This is a genomic window from Pelosinus baikalensis (assembly GCF_020819555.1).
In the GTDB taxonomy this organism is placed as follows: domain Bacteria; phylum Bacillota; class Negativicutes; order DSM-13327; family DSM-13327; genus Pelosinus; species Pelosinus baikalensis.
Window position 1 is genome coordinate 1 of the sequence record NZ_JAJHJB010000030.1, and the last position, 15719, is coordinate 15719.

The window sequence follows — 15719 nt, forward strand, 5'->3', positions numbered from 1 at the left end:
TGCGATTGAATGAGATATGTTAAGGCTCATGTCTAAAAATAGGGGGTTAGACCGGAACCACAAAGACGCAAAGGACACAAAGGGTTCTATTTACAACTTATTTTGTGTACTCCTTTGTGTGCCGCATCAGCGGCATTGTGCCTTTGTGGTTCATAATGTCTTATATTTTCTCACCTATAAAACTTATAATTTCTATAATTAAAAATAATAAGAAAACGCTGTAACACTATATATTCTATTTATCAATAAAACTATAAAAGGAAGCAGCCTCTAAAAGATGCTGCTTCCTTTTGCATGAAACTAACCTCTCTTTATTTAGCAACTAACGCTATGCCAAGTTCAAGAGCACGTTTATTAATGTCTTCTGTTCCCTTTGGAACTCTGTGAAGAATCGCTGTTGTAATGGATTCAACACTCACTGCTTTTGTTGTGGCTACAATCGCCCCTAAAGCAACAATATTTGCAAATAATGCCTTTCCAAGTTCTGCTGTCACTTTTTCCGTAATGGGAAGATGATATACATTTTTTAAATGATCTGGTACTTTTTTAACAAAGGTTGTATCAATCATCAATATGCCATCAGCAGGTAAATCCTTTGAGTACTTATCCACCGCTTCTTGGGTCATTGCCAAAACAAGATTAGGGTTGGTTACTTTTGGATAGTGGATTGCTTTTTCCGAAATAATAACTTCTGATTTACTAGCACCACCTCTTGCCTCTGGTCCATAAGACTGAGACTGAATGGCCATCTTGCCATCAAGTAATGCTGCTTCTGCCAAAATAATACCTGCCAAAATTAATCCCTGTCCGCCAGAGCCAGATAAACGCATTTCAATCATATTATTTAGCTCCTTTCTGTGCTCTATCAATAATTGCTTGATATTGTTTTGTATATTCCGGTGCCTCACTTTGATGCAGTACACCGATTTTGAATTTTCCTTCCAGTTGTTCCGGACTTAATTTTTTAGCTGCTTCTACAGTAACCGCATTGTCACGCTGGGTTTTAAGCATCGCAGATGCATCACCTTTTTTGTTTTGACGACCGAAATAAATCGGACATTGGGTCACGGCCTCGATCAAAGAAAATCCATCATGACTAATACCCTTGGCAATCACGTCCACTAGCATATTGGCATGAAAAGCCGTACCCCGAGCTACGTATGTAGCGCCAGCAGCTTTTGCTAATTCTGCTATATCAAAAGCACGTTCTAAGGTGCCATAAGGTGCAGTTGTTGCTTTACTATCCGTTGGCGTCAGTGGTGAATATTGACCGCCTGTCATGCCATAAATGTTGTTATTGAATAAAATAACCGTTAAATTAATGTTACGGCGAGCAGTATGAATGAAATGATTGCCGCCAATGGCAGTGCCGTCTCCATCACCAGTAATAACAATTACATTTAGTTCAGGGTCAGCCAGTTTAATACCCGTAGCCACAGGCAAAGCACGACCATGCAGCGAATGAACCGTATCAAAATTTAAATAACCTGATGCTCTTGAAGAACAGCCGATACCGGATACAATTACGGTTTTATCCTGGTCAAGTCCTAGTTTATCAATCGCTTTTATAATAGAACTGGTAACAATACCATTACCACAGCCCGGACACCAAATATGCGGCAAGCGAGGGCGATAGTATTTTTCAATTAATTTTTCCAATCTATTTTACCTCCCTAAATTAAAGATTTTTCACAAATGCTAATAATTCTTTTGGTGAAATTGGCTCAGAATCATATTTAGACATTGGTTTTACTGGCACTTTGCCTTCCGCAGCTTTTTTGACTTCACCCACCATTTGACCGTAGTTAAGCTCAGGAACAACAATCACTTTCACTTTTAGGGCCAATTGGGCAATCTCTTTCTCAGGGAAAGGCCATACGGAAATTAGGCGGAACATGCCAACCTTAATACCTTCTTCACGAGCCATATCAATCGCTGCATATGCAGAACGCGCAGTTCCCCCATAGGTCACAATCGCAATTTCAGCATCATCCAGTTTATATTCTTCATACATAGTGATTTTATCAATATCACGTTCTACCTTCTCATGCAGCCTTTTAAGGAGTTTTTCTGTGGCTGCAGGGGACCCATTCGGGAAACCTGTTTCATCATGTACTAAGCCCGTTACATGATAGCGATAGCCTGTACCGAAATCAGCCATAGGAGGTACACCATCACTATCCGGCTCATAGGCTTTAAACTCACTAGGTCTTACTCTTGGCCCCTTGCGGACAGGTTTTTCAATGGTATCATAATCAGGAATCTCTATTTTTTCACGCATATGTCCAATGATTTCATCTAGCATTAATAGAACAGGCATGCGATATTTTTCTGATAGTTCATAAGCCTTAATGGTCAGAGTAAAGCACTCTGGCACACTTGCTGGAGTCAAGGCAATAACAGGGTGATCACCGTGGGTTCCCCATCTTGCCTGCATCATATCTCCTTGGGCAGGAGCTGTCGGTTGTCCAGTACTCGGACCTACCCGCTGTACGTTGGCGATTACAATCGGAACTTCTGCAATCGTTGCATATCCAATAAATTCTTGTTTTAAAGAAAAACCAGGACCACTTGTAGCAGTCAACACTTTTTTACCAGTCAGAGAAGCACCAACAATCGCTCCAATGCCTGCAATCTCATCTTCCATTTGAATAAATTTGCCACCAACTTCTGGCAGGCGTTTTGCCATTATCTCAGCAATTTCCGTTGATGGTGTAATCGGATAACCTGCGAAAAACGTAACACCCGCAGCGATCGCACCTTCAGCACAAGCTTGATTTCCTTGCAAGAGCAGTACCTTTGCCACTTATAAATCACTCCCCTATTTTTTTTCTACAAATATTGCATAATCAGGACAACGCATTTCACATTGTTTACAGGTAATACATTTTGTTTCATCTACAACTGTAATCTTTCCTAGAGCATCTAACCCTAATACTTGCTTAGGACAGAAAGTTACACAAACTCCACAGCCTTTACAATGCTTTCCTATGGTTTTTATAGCCATACCTTTCACCTCCATCATTCTCTTATATTATACTTAGATACTTAGATAATTGCGTCCCATTACAAGGGTATAAGACATAATATATATGAAATATGTAAAACTGTAAAGGCAAGACATGAGTCAAAAACCAATGTCTTTGTAGAAATTCGTCATTTTTGCCAAACAACAATGATATTGTATTTAGTCGCGCCTATATTTTTACACATCTGCTGGAAAGATAAGACCGATTTGCTTTCTGCAATCATCTATAACTTCCATTACATCTAAGGATAGCTGCAAGGAATTAATATTTGATTCTATTTTATGATTGTTTATTAAATGAATAAACTCATCTACCTCATAATACATAAAATCATTACATTGTTCTTGCCCAATATCCTCACTTGAACCATTGTTATAAAAGATTTTTACCACTTTCGGTGTTGATATTTTATCAATTACAATTATGCCTTCTTCTCCCTGTATTTCATTGCTGACTTGGGAATTGGTAATCTTCGAATGAGATATGATAACTTCCTTATCAGGATAGCGAAGAACAATACTGCCTGCACCATCAACGCCAGAGTCTAACATAATCCCATTCGCTATCACCTTCTCTGGTTTGCCGAAAAGATAGATAGCAGGATAGATACAGTAAACGCCAATATCCATGATCGAACCATTAGATAATAGAGGATTAAAGGCATTTGGTATTTCTCCCGTCTTATAGGCGTCATATCTAGATGAATATTGACAAAAGTTTGAGAAGAATTTTCTCACCGCACCGATTTTATGAAGGTTTTGCCTAACAGCCTGAAAATTTGGCAAAAAAGTACTTTTCATCGCCTCCATCAATAGCACCTGATGCTGCTGAGAAGACTCTACCATCATAGATAGTTCCTTGCGATTAGAAGCAATGGGTTTTTCACAAAGCACATGCTTGCCATGAGACATAAATAGTACAGCTTGCTTGGCATGCAAAGAATTAGGACTCGCTATGTATACTGCGTCGATTTCATTGCTCTGGGCCATCTCCTGTAAATTAGTAAACCGATTTTTCACCCCATGTCGTTCTGCAAAAAGCCTCCCCTGCTCTTCCGTTCTGGAATAAACAGCATCTAAGGAAAATTCACTATGCAGTCTAGCACACCGAATAAAATCATCAACAATCCGACTCGTACCTACTACACCAAAGCGAACCATAATTATCCTCCTCCTGATACAAGAATATCTACCTAAGAATGATAATAAGAAAAACACTGCACGGTCAAAAAGATAAAACTTTTTGAACCACTAAGACGCAAAGGGTTTTATTTATATTTTTTTGTGCACTCCTTTGTGTGCCGCAGCAGCGGCATTGTGCCTTTGTGGTTCATAAAATCTCATCGTTTTCCATCTTTAACACCTATACTGTCTCTATTTATAAGAAAAGACTTGGCGTGTGCCAAGTTGGTAAAGAAGCAGGCAGAATTTTTTATTATACCCACATTAAATATACATTCTTCCTCCATTTCTAATCCCCTGCCTATTTTAATATAGAAGTTAAAATTAAACTTTAAACAATTGTTTATTAACATCATTATAATAGCTGCCATTCAAATGACCTTCTTAAAACATCAAATACTGTTAAAAAATTTGCATATTATCATCATTTTAGGTAAATCTATAGATAATCTACATAATCTACTGCAAATGACAATAGGAGGTTCTTATGAAAATTATGCAAGATAGAAAATGGACGAATCTTACTATAGGCTTATTCCTATTAGCGGCTATTTTGCTGGGAGGATGCACAAATCTTAACCCAGTTACTCCTGTTGATCCGAATCCCTCCCCAACAACTCCAACCGTTCCTACCAAACCAGTAGACGATCTGAAAGATATTAAAGTGGTCTATAACTACAGTGATAACGAAAAAGTACAGTTATCTGCCAATAATCTGATGTTAAAAGTAGGTCAAAAATTAATCCTTGAACCGGCGCCAGGTCTTACCCAGAACACACGCTTCACCTCCTCAGGTGAATACTTCTTCGGCGATATACTAAAACAAGAAACGGGTGGCCCAGACACTGGTAAAGCCATATTTACAGCCATCGGTCCAGGTAAAGGCAAACTTACCATTATTCCAAACACCACAGAAACAGCTCGGGCCAGTGAACTTTGGGTAACAGTCCAATAAATCGTATTGAACATTGTAAAAAGTCATCCAAAAAGCTTCTAACCTTTGGGATGACCTCTTTACTTTCTTAGCAATTCTGTTCCTATCCGCTAACTTTATGCTTATTTTTTACTATACCGCACCAGCACTCCTTTTGCCAAGGTATCCTTATTAAATGAAAAGAAAAAACTCTCTACGGATTCAAAGTAGAGAGTCTAACAAACAAACATCATCTCATAATTCCTTTCTTTACCTTGGAGCTAAGCATTCATGGTCGACCTCACATTTTCTAATGATGCAACCCATTCACGCATGGATTTTAAAATAAGCCAAATAATTGCAGCACCAGGATCATAATAGGATACTACTTTTTCACTTATGTATATAGCAGGATCAAAACTAGTTTGATAATGCTTCAAGTGCTCCAAAGCCTCTTTAGCACTAATCTCACCTACCTGCAAAGCCTGAAGAAGAGTATCTCCTTCCTTGGCACTGTGACTAAAAGCAATGATAGCTGATTCAAATGTATGAATCATGATTTTACCATCTATATGGTCTGCTCCCCATGCTTTAAGGATCTGTGATGCTTTATCAAATATAGCAGACAATTGTTTTACATGTAGTTCATCAATAATAGGCATTCCACTTACTCCACCCAAAAATAAAGTACCAAAAATAATACCTGAGAAGCCTTTGGTAGAACTAAGCATTGCTATTCCACTATCCTTAAAAATATCATTAATATCAAACGGTCTTTGCTGTGAGAGAGTATCTATTATAGCACTAAAACCTTTTGTGATCTCCCCTCCATGGGCTTTGCCGCCAACCTTTTTATCTAACTCTATTAACAATGACTGATTTGCAATGATTTGCTTTGAAAGATAAAGAAACATCTGCCTGGTTTCTTCTGTCGTTAACGAAACAATCAAATCTGCACCACCTCCTATATCGCTTTATCTTGAATTCATCTCGCTGACGCGACACTCCAGGTAAAGAAAATAATTCATCAAAAGAAGTATTAGGAAACGCTTTTAATGCACCTGCAATAAAATCCTTGCCTGGGTCATGAATACCCGTTTTCACCTTCCAAAGCTGAGATGGACTAATCTCCATGCATTCGGCACATTTTCCTTCTTCATTGAGGTTATATTTTTTCTGATTCTCCTCAAATGCCTTTATATTGAGTTTTACGGTTAATTCTTTTCTTCGCGTCAAAGTTTACACCTCCTTCATTTGTTTGTATCGTAGTCGCAACACCATCTTATCATTACCTCATCGCTTGCGCAATAACTTTTTAAAGAAATATTTCGTTGCCGCAACGTCTTTTTTATTGCGTATACGAAACAAAAAAGTTTATACTAAACAAGAGGTGCTTACGATGATGGATAAAACGAATACACAATTAAAGAATTTTGGCTTATGGTTTTCAAAAATGAGAGAAGATAGTGGTTTTAAAAGTCAACGGCAGCTTTCGATCTTTTCAGGCGTAAGCAATACTACGATATCAAGAATGGAGTCGGGAGAACAAAAAGCAAGCCCACAAACTTTAGGAAAATTAGCGCCACTTCTCAATTGTTCTTTCGAGGATATAATGATGCAAGCAGGCTATCTTCCTGCTCATTGTAATATAGATAATGATACCGCCTTACCCCTAAATGCAGTAGAAGTAGCATCCACTTACGCCGTTCCAGTTCTCGGACATATACCTGCGGGTGCACCTTGCATAGCTCGTGAGTCCATTGAATATTACGAAGATCTGCCAAGTAAATGGCTAAATAGTGAGCCTCATAACTTTTTTATCTTACGTGTAGAAGGCGACAGCATGGAAGGTGCCAAAATTTTTGATGGAGACTTAGCACTCATAAAAAAACAACGTACCTTTGATCATGGACAGATTTGTGCAGTTGGAATTTCAGGAAATACACCTGATTTGTATGCGACGCTAAAATACGTCTATGTCATTGATGATGAATTTGTCGAACTAGTGCCTGCCAATAACAAATATCCCCGAAAAAAAGTCCCTGCCAAATTCGTTAACATTTTTGGCATCTTGAAAAAGACATTTAGGAATTATTAAAACATAAACGAACCACAGAGGTCGAGAATACAGAGAAAAGAGAGAGATAGAACGGATCCAACCACAAAGACGCAAAGGACACAAAGGGATTCTATTTCTATTACTCGGGTTCTCCTTTGTGAGCCGCAATAGCGGCATTGTGCCTTTGTGGTTCATAAATTCTTAAGTTTTTTCACTTACAAAACTTAAAATTCTATAAATAGTAAAGAATAAGCGAAGGAAGTCGATTTTACGATTTCCTTCGCTTATTTTTTTGAAAAGAAGAATGACTATTTTGCCTGATCTAATGCTGATTTTACAGCTTCAGTAAATTGCTTATGAGAAACGGTTGCTCCTGAAATAGAATCTACACGATCCACATTTTGCGTTTCTATCAGCTTGGGTCCATAGGCAGCTGCACCTTTTACCCCTTGCTGCGCTTTCTGATAGAATTCGGGATTTTCTATTTTCCCACTCGTCTTTCCATAATCTATATCCTTGACCTTACCATCTTTTTGAATTCCTCGATAGTCTGCCTTAGCGATTTTCCCCTGTTGAATGGTAAGGGTTATTTCGCCTACTGCTCCCCGTTCATCAGGGCTGCTTTTAGCTGTATATGTGCCATCCTTATAACTGTGGCTATGCTCACTATGGCTACTGTCACTATGAACATTATTTGCTTTTTGACTACTGCAGCCAGCAAGGAGAAGCCCGATTAAGACACCTGCTGCCGCCATGGATACCCCTCTTCTCATGAGACTTCTTCCTCCCTGCAGACAATTCTACGGTCTTTCCGATTGGCTATGCGACCATGCTCCAAGACGATGCATCGTTCAGCCAGCTCGGCAACTTTCGGATCATGGGTAACCATAATAATGGTGTGCCCTTCACGATGAAGCTGCTGAAAGAATTCTAATACAATTTTGGCATTGGTTTCATCCAAATTGCCTGTTGGTTCATCAGCTAAAATCAACATAGGATAGTTAATTAGAGCGCGAGCAATACACACTCGCTGTTGTTCGCCGCCAGAAAGCTGGCTAGGCAAATGACGGGCCCTCTCTTTGAGTCCGACTCTCTCTAAAGCCTCTAACGCTTCTTGTTCATCAGGCATACTATGATAATATTGAGCTACCATCAGATTTTCTACTGCTGTTAAATAAGGAATCAGATGAAACTGCTGAAATACCAGTCCGATTTTATCTCGCCTGAGCATCGTCAGGTTCCCTGCAGTAACATCGGTGAAATCTACACCGTCTAAAACAATTGATCCCGTGGACGCTTTATCCATACAACCGATTATGTTCATTAGGGTCGTCTTACCAGACCCGGATGGGCCCATCAGTGCCAGCCATTCGCCCTTTTCTACTGTTAAATCAATCCCTTGAAGGGCTTTTACACTCCCGTAAATCATCGAGACATCATGCAATTCTAGTAAACTCATATCCATTAACCTCCTCTACTCGCCTCTGAGTACAATCGCTGGTTCAACTTCCGTTGCAATTTTTACTGGGATTAGGCATGCTAAGCCAGTAACTGCTATAGAAACAACCAATGCCAATAGCGCAATCAAGGGCTGAAATGAAATCATCCTGCCAAAAACGTTGACACTTACCGCTTGAGCAAAAAAGAAGCCTAAAACCGTCCCCAGCAGGCCACCTAAGGCTCCTAATGCCAAACCTTCCCCTAAAAACTCAAATATAATGCTGCGATTTTCCGCGCCCAACGCTTTCTTTAAACCAATCTCTTTACGTCGCTCTGTAACAACTGCCATCATCGTTGTAGCTACACAAATTAAAGTAAGCAGCAATACTACAATAGTGACTAAATAAACCAGGGCTTGCAGCTTTCCAAGAACCGTTTGCTCCGACTGGGTCACCTGTTTCACTAAACGCGGCGTTAAACCAGGAACTTGCTCTCCAATTTGTTGTGTTAATGTGTTTAGTTCTGCCTCATTAGCTGTAATGCTGACCTGAGCAATACTAATCACACCTTCCTTCTTCAACATCTGTTGGAGCAAAGACAGATCAAGAAAAATAAAGTTTTCTTCCGAACCCCCTGTCCGAAGAATACCAGCAACTTTCCTTTTTTTCAGTTTCGTTACCAGCTACCGCCAAAGTCACTTGCTGTCCTGGTTCAATTTCTAATCGTTCTGCCACTTCAGCACCAATAACGATATCCTCAGACTGATCCGCTGGCCACTCACCACGGATCTGCCAATAAGGGCTTACTTTCTTTACAGCCTGGAAGTGCGTACCTGCAACTAGAAAGGGCTGTTCATTTAGCTTAATACGGTCATACAAATACGCGGCAATGCCAATTAGCTTATCTGACGGCAAAAGCGTAGTCGTATTGGCAACCAGGTTTTGCGTCATCACCTGTTGATCACCAGCTGGTGTTAACAATAAATTAGCACCATAAGAGCGAAATTCCCTGCCCATTTGCCTAGGAACATCATAATAAATGGTAACAAGCCCTGATACAACAGTCGCGCCAATCGCCACAGCCAATAATGCAATCAACATGCGAGACCTGCGGCGAAGCAAGGCATTCCAGATCATCTTCGTGTACATTGAATATTTTGTCATCTTTATCACCTGCCATGAAGTACTGCTGCCGGACGCAGCGATAAAAGCATTCGCATAGCCGGAAGGCTACCGACCAAAGTAATTAGAATTACTGAAATAATGACCCAAGGAATGACCATCCCATTAATTGCAACGGCTGTACCAAAAACATTGTGACCAATAATTTGGGCAAATCCCAGGCCTAAAAAATAGCCTGCAATACCACCAACTAAACCCGTCGTCATAATTTCCGTGAGAGTCAGCAGTAAAACATCTCGATCTGTTGCACCAAGTGCTTTAAGCAAACCAAACTCCCGACTGCGTTCCATAATATTAGCCATTAAAAGATTCGAAATGCCAAGAGCTGATCCAGCTAAGCTGAGTCCTGTGATCAAGAGCATTAACAGCTGGGTCTTTTGCAGAATCGTCCCCTCTGATTCAGCAACTTGCCGAACTGGCTTGGCACGGGAATCACCGACAGCTTCTTCGATTTGATAAGCAATTGAACTTACATAAGCTGTACAATACCAGGTTTCCCATTCTTTTAGGGAAAGACTTTTTGGATCATGAGCTGCTTTGCGTGCTAATTCATTTTCTGGTGTTGTTATAGCACTTACTTCTATTTTACCAATTTTGCCTGGAAGATTTAGTCCTTGTTGGACAAAAGGCAGGGTTACAAAGATTTGATCATCTTCAGCACCACCGCTATTAAAAATACCCTGCACAGTTAGAGCTTCTCGCTGGGTACCTCCAGGCAAGGCAATCTCCACCGAATCACCAATATGAAGATTTAATTTCCGCGCTAATGTAGAACCAACCATTGCTCCCTTAATGTCAGTATCATTGATCCAATTTCCCTCAACTGTCCACCAGGATTTTAGTTCTTTGATTCCTGTTTCTACAACTTCACCTGTAGGCAGCTCTAATTGTCGGTTAAACCAGGTTCCTACTACGGTTATATCATCTGAACCGACAGTAGCCTTCGTTTCTAGTAAAGGAGAAAATGCAACAATATTATTAGCCCAAAAAATAGTTTTTAACTTACCAACATCAGCTTCCTGCAAATACTGCCCTGTCTTTCCAGAACTGGCTTCTATTCCATAAACATCTCGTAATACTGATGCCGCCCGAGGAATCACTGTAATGTTTGCTCCATACGCTTTCAGTTCCCGATTTACCTTATCGCCTACATCAAGCATCACATTCAGCATGGCTGTTGTCAACGAAACACCCAATGCAATGGTAATGGCTACCATAAACATTTTCCGGCTCTGTCTAACAAGAGCTCCTTTCAGCATCTCCCAAAACATCTCGTATCCTCCTTTACTTAAATCGATTCTTTTCTTGCTCTAACGCCTGGGCAGGTACGATCATTTTACCCTGATCTACTTTGTATTCCAGCGGAATCGGATTACATCCACCTTTAAAACCAATGGTTGCTGTATTCATTACAACATCACACAGCATGCAAACCACTTGATTATCCCGCTCAAAATAACCAGTTGGTCCGCAAATCTCACAAGCATCCAATCCAACACCGTAAGCAGAACCACTTTTTTTAATCACGATAAACCGTACGGTTTCACCTGTTGATGAGCGATAAGAAAAGCGATGTAAATGACCATCATCAACTTTTTCCAAAGGAATGCGAACTTGCTCTCCTTCGGCGACTACCGCTACAGCTGGAACAATTTCGACTTTTTCATCGGCATATACCATACCAACGGTTGAAACCAGAAACATAGCACATACACCTAAAGCCAATGCTCCGCTCCAGCGCATTTTCTTGCGAGTCTGCATTAGTATTTTTCTATATTGAGCAGGATTAAGGCCTATAGGCTTTTCCGGCTTGCTCTGCAACATCAACACCACTGGCAAAAGCAATGTAACTGCAAACAGTGCGTATAAGAACCAAACTTGATGATTAATCAACGGCCCTATAATCGGTGTCATTTGCTTCGTGGTTAAGAAAATCTTTCTTACGGCCATTATCTGCACTACAATAAGAGCTTGCTTTGCCATAACTACCAAAAGTTGCGCCGCAAGAATAGCAATGATCCTTTGGGTCGACAAAAGACTCGCAGCCCGGATAATTGCCAGTCCAGTCAACCAGGTCAAAAGCCCCCCTAACAAAAATCCAATCATTTTCATGAGAAACTCTAGGCTGATTATCTCATTGGTAAAGGTAATCATCTCAATTGGAAAAAGAATAAAATCCAATCCATGATACAGCAGCAGGGCAGCAGCAACAATACAAGACGCACCACCTGCTAGTTTATACTTATCAAGAGAAACCCCCTGCCTGACATTCCACCACAGAAATCCCAGCAGTGACATTTCGCCAATCTGCCCCAATACAAGAACCAAACCTTCATACACTTCCCGCTTCACGGCTTTTGTACCTAACTTTACAGTCGCAATAAAAGCAGCCCCCAGGATTCCCCATTTGATTCCGCGCCAGATCCACTTCTTAAAAGCTCCCGACTGATCCTTACTGGCCAGAGGCAGCAATATCGCTAAAGGGATAAAAGCAATAGCTAAATTTTGCATGGTCGGTATCATGTTTTGCAGTATACTTTGCAGCATATTTTTCTCCTTCCACTTTAATTTTTTAACTATACTAAAAAAACAATAGCCTTACATATAAAGAGACAAAGCACACCCTAGAATATTTTCTTTGTGTGCAAGGATATGACATTATGAAATTCTTAAACTATAAAAAGGTCCGGGAAAATCATCCCGGACCGCCAGTCTTTTTTTTACCAACTTCTAGGGATATAATCGAAATCCCAATGTAGAACTACTGGTTTTTGCCAGAAATGACCTTCTACACCTGTTTCTTTATCAACATGCAACATGTAATTTTGACGAGCTGGGCTCTCAATCGTAAAGGCTGCATCATATGTACCAGCGCCTTTCATCTTGATATTAGCGCCATAATGAGGTCCATCACTGGCATTCATCGGCATAAGAGTACCTTCAATCACTTCACCAGTACCTTTTTTCGTTAATTTATAGTGTACAGTCAAGTAAGGAATCCATTCAGCAACACCAAAACCGGTATTATTGCCTTCAATAGCAGCAATATCCGTTTCCAGATGGATATCTGATTTATCTGGCGACAATCCCATACCTGCTGGTTCCATTGTTATCGGTTGAAAATAGACAAGAGCCACTTTAAACCCTGCTTCTGGTACTTCGATGTCATCGCCGACAGGATATTCCTGGAACCCGACTGCAAAAGATTGTCCTACTGATAATACAAACACTGCTAAGGTAACAAAAGTCATTGATAAAAACTTTTTCAAATTCATGATACAACCTCCCTAATTTTTTTTCTTTTTTGATAGATGCTATTTCCAAGAACCATTAATACAAGAAAGAATTGTGGCAACAGAGTTTCAACTGTCGGATAGATTCCCAAAAGATCAAACATGGGCATCCCCTCTAGAAGCGTAACTCCGACTAAACCTCCTTCCTGTAGCTCTTTCACTCCGCCACCAGCAAAACTAATTGCTAAAATAAACATTAAAATACTAGTTCCCTGAAAGAAAGGTTTCAATGGAAGCTTCAGACTGCCATAGCGAACTACTGCAAAAATCACAACTAAAGCGAGACACCCCGCACCAAATCCCAGCCAAATCATTTGCATATCATCACCGGCATCATTAAATAGTGCCTGATAGAACAATACTACTTCGGCACCCTCACGATACACGGCTAAAAAAGCAGCGATTCCCAAGGAAAAAGTATTATTTTTAGTCAGAGAATTTTGGACCTTGCCTTCAATATAATTCCCCCATGATTTTTCATCTGACTTGCTGTTCATCCAATGTCCAACGGACAAAAGAACGAACACCGCTACCAGCATAGTTATACCTTCCATAATTTCCTGGCTGGCACCACTGAGATTAATCACAGAGCGGAATAAAATAGCCGTTAAAAAACTCGCTACGATAGCGGCCCCAGAATAATTATAAATAACCTGTGTCTTTTGACCATTTCCAGACTTAATCAGATAAGCAATAATAGCACCAATAACCAAAATCGCTTCCGCGCCTTCACGAACCATAATCAGAAAAGTCGGCCAAAAAGTTGCCATAGAACTGCTTTGTTTACCACCGCCGTCCATTTTAGCAACGTCTTCACGCATCATTCCTATGATCTCTTTAATCTGCTTTTTAACGTCTGCCTCGGGCGCTTGATTGGTCATTAATTTTTTAATAGTGCCAAACTTGTATTCAGTCAAGTTGGCCCTTTTAGCGGAAACCGTCGAGTTTACTGCCTTTTCCAAGCCATCTTTTTCATACATCCCATAATACGCATCATTTACTATTTTCTTGGCCCCAGCTGTGTCTCCGCTTTTATACACAACTAGAGACTGATCCAGCGTTTTTTCTATTTTGTCAACGACACTATCCCATTTAGGTGCTGCAAAAACCATCCCCTGACTAACTACTATAAATGCCATAATAACGACAAGTAACCATTTACGCATATTTTCACCTCCTTCTATATCATTGTTATTAGGTGATAATAAAATCCATTATCATTTAGTAGTAATGAAACATTCCACCATTTGTTAGAATCTAAATATTTCATATGTATAATATGAGAATATCTTCAAAATGATATGTATAATCATTCTCACTTAGAAATAATACTGCTAAATATGTTTATTGTCAAGATGTGGATTTTTTTCGTAAAGTCACTACTCTACAGTAAAGGGAATCGTTAATATGGTAAGACAAACGATTGGTCTGCCTTCATTATCTTTTGCAGGTTCAAATTTCCATTTTTTAGCTGCTGCTATCGCTGCATCATTAATACTTTTATATCCAGACGGAACTGCTATTGATACTTTGCCTGGTAATCCATTCTTTAAAATTTGCATCCGAAGCACAACATTAACCTTACGGCCGACTTCTTTCATCTCTGGGGGATTCACAGGATCAACCTTTACTAATACGATTGTGGGGTCCCAAAGCCAATTTTTTTTCCGCCAGCATTTACTTTATCAGGTGAAACAACAGCCACTTCTTTTGTCTCTGGCAACTTTATAGGTTCTACTACCGTTTCCGCTATATCATCCTCAACGACCGGCGGCAGAGGTTCTGGAGGAGGGTCGGGCTCAATCGGAACCTCTGGTATCGGCGGTGCTGCTGCAACCTGTGGTTCCGCCTTTGCTATATCATCACCAGGAACATCGATTAAACTCAGTTCCATCACCTCTTCATCGACAAGAGAAACATCTTGTTCTCGAAAGGCCAAATAACCAGTTGTTACCCAAAGAAAAATATGTAAAAAAATAGATAAAGCAATTGCTTTATGCCAACTACTCTTATAAAACATCATTGAATCTATACCTCACTTCCCGTTTAGTCATGATACATCTCATGCCGGAGCCCCTTTTTTTAAAATAAAACAATTTTATGCCAGCCATATTCTACATTCAGAAGTAAAAATAAGTAAGAAATGAATTTAATAATGATAATTGATAATTAAATTCATTTAATGGCAAGTTTTGTCCTAATTTATAACACCACTGTCACAATATAATATTTCGATTTTCATTCTATTGAAAATGAAAATCGTTATCTTTAAATATTATGATACTCTCTTCATATTGTAAATACCTTCCTACTATTTTTTTGATTTTATTTTGTTCTTTAATTTAGCTGCTTTTAAATATTCTTATTTTTTTTCAGGAAATAACTAGGATCGTATTCATTTATAAATCACTCCTCTTCATTATCCTTTAGTCCGCAAACGTCTTACATGTAAGCACATTGTCTTACATGTTTTAAAGTGTCTCTTCTTTTCCATCCTTTACAAAATATCTTATTTATCCTCTTTTTTCAGTAAAAAGTAAAAAGGATTCTGGCAAAAAAACAAGAATTAAATTTTTATGATATTTATTATTAAATAGGCAGCCATTAACGCCGAAAGGGGGCT

General features: G+C 39.6%; 18 protein-coding genes and 1 pseudogene. 2 read left to right on the forward strand and 17 right to left on the reverse strand.

All coding sequences use genetic code 11. The annotated features are described in order from the left end of the window. Positions 1–311: 311 nt before the first annotated feature. The 6 genes from LMF89_RS17970 to LMF89_RS17995 form a co-directional block, all read right to left on the reverse strand. Positions 312–839, reverse strand: coding sequence for a 2-oxoacid:acceptor oxidoreductase family protein (locus LMF89_RS17970; RefSeq protein WP_229536275.1), 528 nt, complete (start codon positions 837–839; stop codon positions 312–314). Between the two features lies 1 nt (position 840). Then, positions 841–1659, reverse strand: coding sequence for a 2-oxoacid:ferredoxin oxidoreductase subunit beta (locus LMF89_RS17975; protein ID WP_007956845.1), 819 nt, complete (start codon positions 1657–1659; stop codon positions 841–843). A 19-nt stretch (positions 1660–1678) separates the two neighbouring features. Next, a complete protein-coding gene (locus tag LMF89_RS17980; protein WP_229536276.1) occupies positions 1679–2806 on the reverse strand; it encodes a 2-oxoacid:acceptor oxidoreductase subunit alpha in 1128 nt (375 codons plus the stop codon). A gap of 15 nt (positions 2807–2821) precedes the next feature. Beyond that, positions 2822–3007, reverse strand: coding sequence for a 4Fe-4S binding protein (locus LMF89_RS17985; protein WP_007956848.1), 186 nt, complete (start codon positions 3005–3007; stop codon positions 2822–2824). 198 nt (positions 3008–3205) lie between these two features. Further along, a complete protein-coding gene (locus LMF89_RS17990) occupies positions 3206–4189 on the reverse strand; it encodes a Gfo/Idh/MocA family protein (protein WP_229536277.1) in 984 nt (327 codons plus the stop codon). Positions 4190–4368: 179 nt separating this feature from the next. Next, complete coding sequence (locus LMF89_RS17995; RefSeq protein WP_229536278.1) at positions 4369–4581, reverse strand: hypothetical protein; 213 nt, start codon at positions 4579–4581, stop codon at positions 4369–4371. Positions 4582–4706: 125 nt separating this feature from the next. Between LMF89_RS17995 and LMF89_RS18000 the strand changes: the two genes are divergently transcribed. Further along, entirely contained in the window at positions 4707–5165 is a 459-nt protein-coding gene (locus LMF89_RS18000; RefSeq protein WP_229536279.1) for a hypothetical protein, read from the forward strand. Between the two features lie 239 nt (positions 5166–5404). Here LMF89_RS18000 and LMF89_RS18005 read toward each other — a convergent pair whose 3' ends face one another. Continuing rightward, positions 5405–6073, reverse strand: coding sequence for a DAK2 domain-containing protein (locus tag LMF89_RS18005; RefSeq protein ID WP_229536280.1), 669 nt, complete (start codon positions 6071–6073; stop codon positions 5405–5407). After that, positions 5976–6359: a hypothetical protein gene (locus tag LMF89_RS18010; protein WP_229536281.1), complete on the reverse strand. Its 384-nt coding sequence runs from the start codon at positions 6357–6359 to the stop codon at positions 5976–5978. Before LMF89_RS18010 ends, LMF89_RS18005 begins: the two co-directional genes overlap by 98 nt. 163 nt (positions 6360–6522) lie before the next feature. On the opposite strand from LMF89_RS18010, the gene LMF89_RS18015 reads away from it, so the two are divergent. Beyond that, positions 6523–7221: a LexA family protein gene (locus LMF89_RS18015; protein WP_229536282.1), complete on the forward strand. Its 699-nt coding sequence runs from the start codon at positions 6523–6525 to the stop codon at positions 7219–7221. Between the two features lie 269 nt (positions 7222–7490). On the opposite strand, the gene LMF89_RS18020 is transcribed toward LMF89_RS18015, so the two are convergent. From LMF89_RS18020 to LMF89_RS18060, 9 genes and pseudogenes are all read right to left on the reverse strand, one after another. Beyond that, positions 7491–7955 carry an FMN-binding protein gene (locus LMF89_RS18020; protein ID WP_229536283.1) on the reverse strand — a complete coding sequence of 155 codons (465 nt, stop codon included), beginning with the start codon at positions 7953–7955 and terminating at the stop codon, positions 7491–7493. Next, entirely contained in the window at positions 7952–8641 is a 690-nt protein-coding gene (locus LMF89_RS18025) for an ABC transporter ATP-binding protein (protein WP_229536284.1), read from the reverse strand. Before LMF89_RS18025 ends, LMF89_RS18020 begins: the two co-directional genes overlap by 4 nt. 15 nt (positions 8642–8656) lie before the next feature. After that, positions 8657–9794, reverse strand: a pseudogene (locus LMF89_RS18030) (ABC transporter permease). Then, positions 9791–11074 carry an ABC transporter permease gene (locus LMF89_RS18035; RefSeq protein ID WP_229536285.1) on the reverse strand — a complete coding sequence of 428 codons (1284 nt, stop codon included), beginning with the start codon at positions 11072–11074 and terminating at the stop codon, positions 9791–9793. Before LMF89_RS18035 ends, LMF89_RS18030 begins: the two are co-directional and overlap by 4 nt. 13 nt (positions 11075–11087) lie before the next feature. Then, entirely contained in the window at positions 11088–12350 is a 1263-nt protein-coding gene (locus LMF89_RS18040; protein ID WP_229536286.1) for a Fe-S-containing protein, read from the reverse strand. 173 nt (positions 12351–12523) lie between these two features. Beyond that, on the reverse strand, positions 12524–13078 hold the full coding sequence (locus tag LMF89_RS18045) for an iron transporter (protein ID WP_229536287.1): 555 nt from the start codon (positions 13076–13078) through the stop codon (positions 12524–12526). Continuing rightward, entirely contained in the window at positions 13075–14262 is a 1188-nt protein-coding gene (locus tag LMF89_RS18050; protein WP_229536288.1) for an FTR1 family iron permease, read from the reverse strand. Before LMF89_RS18050 ends, LMF89_RS18045 begins: the two co-directional genes overlap by 4 nt. Before the next feature lie 213 nt (positions 14263–14475). Beyond that, positions 14476–14712 (reverse strand): TonB family protein, encoded by a 237-nt coding sequence (locus tag LMF89_RS18055; protein ID WP_229536289.1) that lies wholly within the window; start codon positions 14710–14712, stop codon positions 14476–14478. 14 nt (positions 14713–14726) lie between these two features. After that, positions 14727–15119, reverse strand: a complete 393-nt coding sequence (locus LMF89_RS18060) for a hypothetical protein (protein WP_229536290.1) — start codon at positions 15117–15119, stop codon at positions 14727–14729. Positions 15120–15719 lie beyond the last annotated feature (600 nt).